Genomic DNA, 8,981 nt, shown 5'->3' with positions numbered 1-8,981 from the left:
GGGTCCAGGGAGGGGGCGCGCAGCCCCCTCCCTGGCCGCCGGAGGCATTCCCGAAGAATCCTCCTACGCTGGCCCGGGCCTAGCGGATCTGCAGGTTTGTGGGCCTAGCGGCCCTGGCCCTGGCCGCTTTCCTCCTCGAGGGAGGTGATGAGTTCGTGCAGGACCACGGCCTGCCGGGAGAGGTCGCTGACGGCTCCGGCGGCGTGGCGCATGGAGTCGGCCATTTCCGAGGAGACGACGTTGATCTCCTCGACGTGTCGGCTGATCTCCTCGGTGGCGGCGGACTGCTGCTCGGCGGCGGTGGCGATGGCGCGCACCTGGTCCGAGGATTCGGCCACGAGGCCGAGGATGGCGTCGAGTCCGGAGGCGGCCTGCTCGGTCTGGCCGAGGGACTTCTCGATGATGTCCTTGGCGCGGTCCATGCCCGTGAGGGTGGTGCCGACGCTTTTCTGGATGCCGCCCACGGCCTCGCCGACCTCCTTGGTGGCGGTCATGGTCTTTTCGGCGAGTTTGCGCACCTCGTCCGCGACCACGGCGAAGCCGCGGCCCGCGTCGCCCGCTCGCGCGGCCTCGATGGCGGCGTTCAGCGCCAGGAGGTTGGTCTGGTCGGCGATGTCCTCGATGGTCTGGGCGATGGAGCCGATGCCGTCGGCCTTGCGGCTCAGGTCGGAGACGGACTCGTAGACCAGGCCGAAGTCCTGGCTGATGCCGTGCACGTCGTCGCGCACGCGCTCCACCTGGGCCTTGCCCTGGTCGGCGGCGGAGCGGGTGCGGTCCGCGAGGGTGGCGGTGCTTCCGGCGTTCTTGGCGATCTCGAGGACCGAGGCGGACATCTCCTCCACGGCGGTAGCGGTCTCGTTGACGCGGGCGGACTGGTTCCCGGCTCCGCGGCTGGACTCCTCGACCTGGGAGGAGAGCTCGGTGGAGGCGGTGGAGACGATGGCGGCTACGTCCTTCAGGCGCATGGCGGCGTGCAGCATGCCCTCGGTGCGGGCGGCCTCGGCCTGGCGGCGGGCCTCCTCGGCCTGCCGTTTGGCCTCCTCTGCCACGCGGGCGGTACGCTCGGCCTCGGCGCGCCGGGCCTCGAGCTCGCCGACGTTGTCCTTCAGGGTGGCGGCGGTCTGGTTCAGGGCCTCGTAGACCTGGCCGACCTCGTCGCGGCGGCGCACGGTCAGGCGGGCGTCGTAGCGGTGCTCGGCTATGGCGCGCAGCTGGCCGATCATGCCGGTGAGGGGGCGGAAGATCTCCTTGTTCAGGAAGAAGGAGATGGCCAGGCAGATGAGGGCGAGGACGCCGAGCACGGCCAGGCCGGACTGCCACATGAGGGCGCGGGTGGGGCCCACGACCTCGTCGTACTCGACGAAGGTGAGGAACTTCCAGCCGAGCGCGGGCGCGGTGCGGCAGAGCGCCAGGTAGCGGGTGCCGTTCATGTCCACGATGGCCTGGCCGGAGCCGAGGTCGAAGGCCCGGGTCAGGCCGGGGATGTTCAGGTCGGAGATCTTCTTGAAGTTCTGCTCGGGATCGTGGGGATTGGAGATGACCACGCCGTCGCCCTGGACGAAGACGACGTACCCGGTCTTGCCGATCTTGATGTCCTTGACGATGTCGGTGAGGACCTTGAGGGAGATGTCCACGCCCAGGACGCCGATGCGCCGGTTGGTGTCGGAGACGACCTTGGCCACGCCGACCACGGCCTCGCCGGTGGTGGAGAGGTAGGCCTTGGAGATGACGGCCTTGTCCGGGGTGGCCAGGGCGTCCTGGTACCAGGGACGCTTGCGCGGGTCGTAGCCCGCGGGCAGGGCGTCCTCGAGGCTCGAGACGAAGCCGCCGTCCTCGGAGCCGAAGTAGACCTCCACGTAGGCCGGGTGGGTGGCCTGGACGCGGCGGAAGTTGGCGGTGATGGCCCGGCCCGACTCGTCGTCCTCGCGGGGCACGGCCTTGGTCTTGACGGTGGTGCCGACGTAGGAGGTGAGGGTGTTGTCGACCTTGTGGACGGCGGGCGCGGTGCCGAGCAGGCTGACGTTCTGCCGGGCCTGGTCCATGAAGATGGTCATGGCGTTGTCGAGCTGGACGATCTCGCTGCGCACGGCCGCGCTCTGCCGCGCCAGGGTCTCCTTGAACATGGAGTTGAAGACGATGCCGAAGATCACGGCCACGGGAACGGAGATGACCAGGACCAGCACGAGCATGATCCTGAGCTTGATGGATTTCATGTTCCTACCTGCTGCGGTGGTTGATGTGCCGCGGGCCTGGGCCCGCGCGGGGCTGCCGGGCCTGGGGAGGAAATCCCTCCGGATGCCGGGTAGCTGTCTCCGAAAAAGAATGAAAGGGTCTGCTATCACAGCGAATTGACGCTTCCGTGCCGGGACGGCGCCGATTCGCGCAAGGGGAGGTACGGCAGACGATTTCCGGCGTCAAGTTGACCCGGCTCATAATTTGTCCCTATAGTGGCGATACCTGGAAAAGACGAAGCGCCATGCGCTTTTTGCGGGGGCACGCCATGAAGGTCCGCGAGATCATGCAGCCGAGCACCCATTTCCTGCGCGGCGGCGCCACGCTGCGCGATGCCGCGGCCCTCTTCGGGAGCAGCGGCGTCGGCGGGGCGCAGGTGCTGGACGGGGAAGGCAGGCCGGGAACGGTCTTCACCTGCGACGACCTGATCCTGGCGCTGGCACGCGGCGCGCGCCTGTCCGATCCGGTCCTGGGCCACGCGCGGCGGCACATCTGCGCCGTGGGGCCGGACACCGCGGTGGAGGACATCCCCTGGCAGGGCAGCCGCTTCCTGGGCGTCATGGACGGCGCGCGCATGGTGGGCTGCCTTGCGGCCGACCGCGTGCCGGACGCGCACGAGGCGGCGGACGGTGCGGCGGGCGACGCGGACGGCGAGGCCGACGCGGGCGCGACGCCCTGGCCCGAGGCCCTGGAACATTTCCCCGAGCCGCTCTTCCTGTGCGCTGCGGACGGCACGGTGCGGCGCGGCAACCGGGCGGCGCGGCGCATTCTGGGCGAGGTCTTGGGCGAGGTCTTGGGCGAGCTCCGGGGCGAGCTTCCCGACGGGGCGCGCCCGGGCGCGGGCCTGCCCACGGGCCTGCCGGTGAATCTGGCGGACGCCCTGCGCCGCGCGGGCTTCAGCCTGGAGCGCGATCCGGCCGATCCCGAATCCTCGGCGCACGCGGCGCGCGGCGAGACGCGCTATGCCCTGCTGCGCTGGCCCGTGCCCGCGCCGGACTCCGCGCGCGTCGGCTGGAACATGATCCACCTGCGCGACGTGAGCGAGCAGCACGCCGTGCTCGGCAAGCTCCAGAGCATGCGAGAGCTGTCGCGCGAGTTCCGGGCCATCATCGACTCCTCCTTCGACGGCATCTACATCACGGACGGCGAGGGCAAGACGCTGCTCATCAACCGCGCCTACGAGCGCATCACCGGCATCCGCGCCGCCGAGGTGGTGGGCCGGACCATGGCCGAGCTGGTGAGCGAGGGCTTCTACGACAAGTCCGTGACCCTGCAGGTGCTGCAGTCGCGAAAGGTCGAGACCATCATCCAGAAGGTCAGGCGCGGCAAGATCATCGTGGTCACGGGCAACCCCATCATGGACGAGGCCGGGAACATCTGGCGCGTGGTGACCAACGTGCGCGACGTGACCGAGCTGCAGCGGCTGCAGGAGGAGCTGGAGAAGATGAGCGCCCTGCACGACCGCTACCGCATGGAGCTGGACACCCTGCGCAAGAGCATGGGCCGGGACGGCGGCATCGTGGTGCGCTCCAAGCGCATGCGCGACGTCTACGAGCAGGCCCTGCGCCTGGCCCAGGTGGAGTCCACGGTGCTGATCATGGGCGAGTCCGGGGTGGGCAAGGAGGTGGTGGCCGAGGCCATCCACCGCCACAGCCCGCGCCGCGAGCGGCCCTTCGTGCGCATAAGCTGCGCGGCCATCCCGGAGCAGCTGCTGGAATCCGAGCTCTTCGGCTACGTGCAGGGGGCCTTCACCGGGGCCAGCCGGGCGGGCAAGCCCGGCGTCTTCGAGCTGGCCCACCAGGGCACGCTGTTCCTGGACGAGATCGGCGAGCTGCCCCTGGGGCTGCAGTGCAAGCTGTTGCGCGTGCTGCAGGAGCGGGTGGTGCTGCGCCTGGGCGAGGTGCGGCCCACGCCGGTGGACGTGCGCATCATGGCGGCCAGCAACCGCGACCTCGAGGCCATGATGCGCGTCGGGCAGTTCCGCAACGACCTCTACTACCGGCTGAACGTGGTGCCCATCGTGGTGCCGCCCCTGCGCGAACGGCGCGAGGCGGTCTTCGACTTCATCTACCGCTTCCTGGGCCGCTTCAACCGGAAGTACGGGCTCGGCCGCCAGATAGACCCCGAGGCCTGCGACTTCCTGGCCGCCTTCGACTGGCCGGGCAACGTGCGCCAGCTGGAGAACACCATGGAGCGGCTGGTGGTGCTGAGCCAGGGCGACCTGATCACGCGCGAGGACGCGCAGCGCGCCCTGGCCCCGCGCCGCGACGCGAACGGCGCGGAGGACACGGACCAGAGCCTGCGCGCCGCGGTGGAGCGGGCCGAGCGGGCGGCCATCGGCCGCGCCCTGGCCGCGCACGGCTCCACGCGCGCCGCGGCCAGGGCCCTGGGCGTGAACCAGTCGACCATCGTGCGCAAGGCGCGGCGCTATCGCCTGGCCTGCGACTGATGCCGCACTGCATCATGCGATGCGTCACTGCATCAGCTTTGAAATAATTGACCTTTATCAGCCATCAATGGATTCCATTGACATTTTCCGCATCCTTGCGATGCCCCGGCGCATCGCTCATGAGATTTCCTGAGGCCGCCCCTCCGGCGGCAAAGCGCTTTGTCGTTCTTCATCATCCTGATATTGCAGCTCATTTCATACGGCCCGTTTTCGCGGCCGGATGGCATGGAAGTTGATCAGGAAAAGAGCGGATATCCTCGAAAAACCGACGTCGGCATGTCAGCGGCCGCCCCGCATCTCGCGCGCGGCCGCGCTCCTCCCCTGCACTTCTGACCGGAGGCGCTTGCATGCGACAGGAAATCTTCGCCACAACACCGCGCATCGTCATGGGAGCCGGAAGCCTCGCCCGCGTGGGCGACGAGGTGAAACGGCAAAACGGCACGTCCGTGCTCATCGTCACCGACCCGGGCGTCGCGGGAACCGGCATCGTGGAGCGGCTGGAAGGGATCCTCAAAGACGCCGGACTGGCCGTGGCCCGCTTCGACAAGGTGGAGGCCGACCCCCGCTACGAGATCGTGGAGGACTCCCTGGCCGCGCTTCGGGCGGCCAAGGCGGACACGGTCATCGGCATCGGCGGCGGCTCGTCCCTGGACATGGCCAAGATCACCGCGGTCATGGCCGTGAACGAGGGGCCGGTGGGCAGGTACTTCGGCATCGACCTGGTGCCGCAGCCCGGCCTCAAGACCATCCTCATCCCCACCACCGCGGGCACGGGCAGCGAGGTGACGCCCATCGTCATCCTCTCCGACCACCACGAGAAGCTGAAGAAGGGCGTGGTCAGCCCCTACCTCTTCCCCTCCTGCGCCCTGCTCGACCCCGAGCTGACCCTGGGCCTGCCGCCCGCCGTCACCGCCGCCACCGGCATGGACGCCCTGATCCACGCCCTCGAGGCCTACACCTCGAAGAACGCCACGGCCATGTCCGACGTCCTGGCCAGGGAGGCCATCGGCCTCGTCTTCCACAACATCCGCACCGCCTACGCCAACGGCGAAAATCTGGAAGCGCGCTCGAACATGCTGCGCGGCAGCCTGCTCGCGGGCATGGCCTTCGCCAACGCGGGCGTCACCGCGGTGCACGCCTTCGCCTACCCCATCGGCGCGGAGTTCCACATCCCGCACGGCGTGGCCAACACCATCATGCTGGTGCCGGTCATGCGCTTCAACCAGACCGGCAACCTGCCCCGCTTCGCCCGCCTGGCCGAGCTCCTGGGCGAGAACACGGCGGGGCTGAACCAGCGCCAGGCCGCGGCCCGCGCCGTGGCCGCCCTCACGGACCTGGCCGAGGACCTGCGCGTGCCGCAGCACCTCTCCGCCTTCGGCGTCAAGGAGGGCGACATCCCGAACCTGGCCGCGGGCGTCATGAAGGTCACCCGCCTTCTCGCCAACAACCCGCGCCGCCTGGCCGTCGAGGACGCCGAGGCGATTTATCGGGAAGCGCTGTAGGCGCGGGACGCGGCGACACCCCCAGGAAGCAGAACGATCAGACGGAGGTGCCTTATGAAGATGTACATGTTCGAGGCGGGAATCCTGAAGAGCCAGAAGCAGTACTTCACCCTCGGCCAGGGCGTGGGACAGGCCTTCGACGTGCCCGTGCCCTTCGCGCTCATCGACCACCCCAAGGGCAAGGTCCTCTTCGACACGGGCAACGCCCTGGAGACCGTGCACACCAAGGAGGAGCACTGGGGCGCCATCCTCGGCGCCTACGACCCGGTCATGAGCGAGGAGCAGTGGTGCGTGAACGCCATCAAGAAGATCGGCGTCGCGCCCGAGGAGATCAAGTACGTCATCCTCTCCCACCTGCACCTCGACCACGCGGGCGGCGTGGGCCACTTCCCCAACGCCCGCTACGTGGTGCAGCGCGACGAGCTGCACTTCGCCTACGTGCCCGATCCCTACATGAAGCTCGCCTACATCCGGAAGGACTTCGACAAGGACGTGCCCTGGTTCATCCTCGAGGGCCGACAGGACGACGGCTTCGACCTCTTCGGCGACGGGGCCATCACCATCCACTTCACCCCCGGCCACACCCCCGGCCACCAGTCCGTGCTCGTGAACCTCGAAAACTCCGGCCCCCGCTTCCTGGCGGCCGACTCCTGCTACACCACGGACAACCTCGCGGGCGCCCTGCCGGGCCTCATGTGGAACGCGGGCGAGACCGTGCGCAGCGTGGAGCGCATGCGCCACATGCAGGACGCCCACGGCGTGACCGTCATGACCGGCCACGACCCCGAGGCCTGGAAGTCCGTGAAGCAGGCTCCGGCGTTCTACGACTAGGCAAAGGCGCGATTTATAGGCACAACAAGGCGACGCGACGGCGCGCGGGCGGGGGCCGGATCCCGCCCGCGAGGCCATCCGCCGAAAGCCGCCGCGGCGTCGCCCCGCAACCCCTAGCAGAAGGTGGATTCATTCATGTCGCAGCCCACACAGAGCAAACTCTTCCGCGAGGCCTGCCTCGTGAACGGTAAGTGGGTCCAGGCCGCCGACGGCGCCACGTCCGCCGTGCACAACCCCGCCGACGGCAGCCTCGTCGGCCACGTGCCCTCCCTCTCCGCCAAGGAGATCGAGGACGTCATCGCCGCCGCGGCCTCCGCCCAGAAGGTCTGGGCCGCCAAGGCCGCCTCGGAGCGCGCCGCCGTGCTCGAGCGCTGGAACGCCCTCATCCTGCAGCACGCCGACGAGATCGCCGCCATCCTGACCGCCGAGCAGGGCAAGCCCCTGGCCGAGGCCAAGGGCGAGGTCCTGTACGCCGCCTCCTTCATCAAGTGGTTCGCCGAGGAGGCCAAGCGCGTCTATGGCGACGTCATCCCCGCGCCCACCGCGGACAAGCGCATGATCGTCATCAAGCAGCCCGTGGGCGTGTGCGCCGCCATCACCCCCTGGAACTTCCCGGCCGCCATGATCACCCGCAAGGCCGGACCGGCGCTGGCCACCGGCTGCGCCATGATCGTGCGCCCCGCCTCCCAGACGCCCTTCACCGCCCTGGCGCTGGGCGAGCTGGCCGTGCAGGCGGGCGTGCCCGCAGGCATCCTGCAGGTCGTCACCGGCAAGTCCGGCGTCGTGGGCGGCGTGCTCACGAAGAGCGACACCGTGCGCAAGCTCTCCTTCACCGGCTCCACCGAGGTCGGCCGCACCCTCATGGCCCAGTGCGCCCCCACCATCAAGCGCATCTCGCTCGAACTCGGCGGCAACGCGCCCTTCATCGTCTTCGACGACGCCGACCTCGACGCCGCCGTCGTGGGCGCCATCGCCTCCAAGTACCGCAACGCGGGCCAGACCTGTGTCTGCGCCAACCGCCTCTACGTCCAGTCCGGCGTCTACGACGAGTTCGCGAAACGCCTCGCCGAGGCCGTCGCGAAGATGCCCGTGGGACGCGGCACCGAGCCCGGCGTGCTCATCGGCCCCATGATCGACGGCAAGGCCGTGGAAAAGGTCGAAAGCCACATCCAGGACGCCGTCGCCAAGGGCGCCAAGGTCCTCCTCGGCGGCAAGCGCCACAGCCTCGGCGGCCAGTACTTCGAGCCCACCATCCTCACCGGCGTCACCAAGGAGATGCGCGTCGCCCGCGAAGAGACCTTCGGCCCCCTCGCCCCGCTCTTCAAGTTCGACACCGAAGAGGAAGCCGTGGCCCAGGCCAACGACACCGAATACGGACTCGCCGCCTACTTCTACACCGAGTCCGCCCGCCGCGCCTGGCGCGTCTCCGAAGCCCTGGAATACGGCCTCATCGGCCACAATACCGGACTCATCTCCTGCGAAGTCGCCCCCTTCGGCGGCATGAAGCAGTCCGGCATCGGACGCGAAGGCTCCAAGTACGGCACCGACGAGTACGTCGAGATCAAATACGTCTGCTCCTACGTCGGATAACGGCTCCCCCGCGCACGCGGGATGCCTCCGGCGGCCAGAGAGGGGGCTGCGCGCCCCCTCTCTGGACTCTCCCTGCGCCAGGCTGAGCCTGGCCCCCTTCGCAGGCGGCACGACTGACGACCGGGTAGACGAAGCCTGGGCGTGAGGGGGCAGCGGGAACGAATGTGCCCGGGATTTTCCCGTGCCCCTCGCTGCGCTCGGACCACGAAAAAATCCCGGGCACGGTTGCCGTCGGGGCCCGATCATCGGGAGGTGACCTCCCCAACCCTCTCCGCGTTCTCCCAAAATCGGGCCACAAAAGTTCTTCCCCCTCTCCTTTGCCGGAAGTCTTCAAGGGCGCTCGCCGTTCTCCCCGCAGGCAAAGGAGATGGTGGCGG

The 8,981-nt window shown here is 69.1% G+C and carries 5 protein-coding genes; 4 read left to right on the top strand and 1 reads right to left on the bottom strand.

Annotated features, from left to right (window positions below; all coding sequences use genetic code 11):
* Window positions 1-104: 104 nt before the first annotated feature.
* Complete coding sequence (locus DSX2_RS12135; RefSeq protein ID WP_020881395.1) at window positions 105-2,213, bottom strand: methyl-accepting chemotaxis protein; 2,109 nt, start codon at window positions 2,211-2,213, stop codon at window positions 105-107.
* 263 nt (window positions 2,214-2,476) lie between these two features.
* On the opposite strand from DSX2_RS12135, the gene DSX2_RS12130 reads away from it, so the two are divergent.
* The 4 genes from DSX2_RS12130 (at window position 2,477) to DSX2_RS12115 (ending at window position 8,604) form a co-directional block, all read left to right on the top strand.
* Window positions 2,477-4,681, top strand: a complete 2,205-nt coding sequence (locus DSX2_RS12130) for a sigma 54-interacting transcriptional regulator (RefSeq protein WP_236615116.1) — start codon at window positions 2,477-2,479, stop codon at window positions 4,679-4,681.
* Window positions 4,682-5,028: 347 nt separating this feature from the next.
* Window positions 5,029-6,183 carry an iron-containing alcohol dehydrogenase gene (locus DSX2_RS12125; RefSeq protein WP_020881393.1) on the top strand — a complete coding sequence of 385 codons (1,155 nt, stop codon included), beginning with the start codon at window positions 5,029-5,031 and terminating at the stop codon, window positions 6,181-6,183.
* Between the two features lie 54 nt (window positions 6,184-6,237).
* Window positions 6,238-7,014, top strand: coding sequence for an N-acyl homoserine lactonase family protein (locus DSX2_RS12120; RefSeq protein ID WP_020881392.1), 777 nt, complete (start codon window positions 6,238-6,240; stop codon window positions 7,012-7,014).
* A 135-nt stretch (window positions 7,015-7,149) separates the two neighbouring features.
* Entirely contained in the window at window positions 7,150-8,604 is a 1,455-nt protein-coding gene (locus DSX2_RS12115; protein WP_020881391.1) for an NAD-dependent succinate-semialdehyde dehydrogenase, read from the top strand.
* The last annotated feature ends 377 nt before the right edge of the window (window positions 8,605-8,981 follow it).

Origin of the sequence: Desulfovibrio sp. X2, from assembly GCF_000422205.1 — a bacterium.
Lineage (GTDB): Bacteria > Desulfobacterota > Desulfovibrionia > Desulfovibrionales > Desulfovibrionaceae > Alkalidesulfovibrio.
The sequence above is the reverse complement of the archived record's forward strand: the minus strand, read 5'-3'. Positions and strand labels throughout refer to the sequence as shown.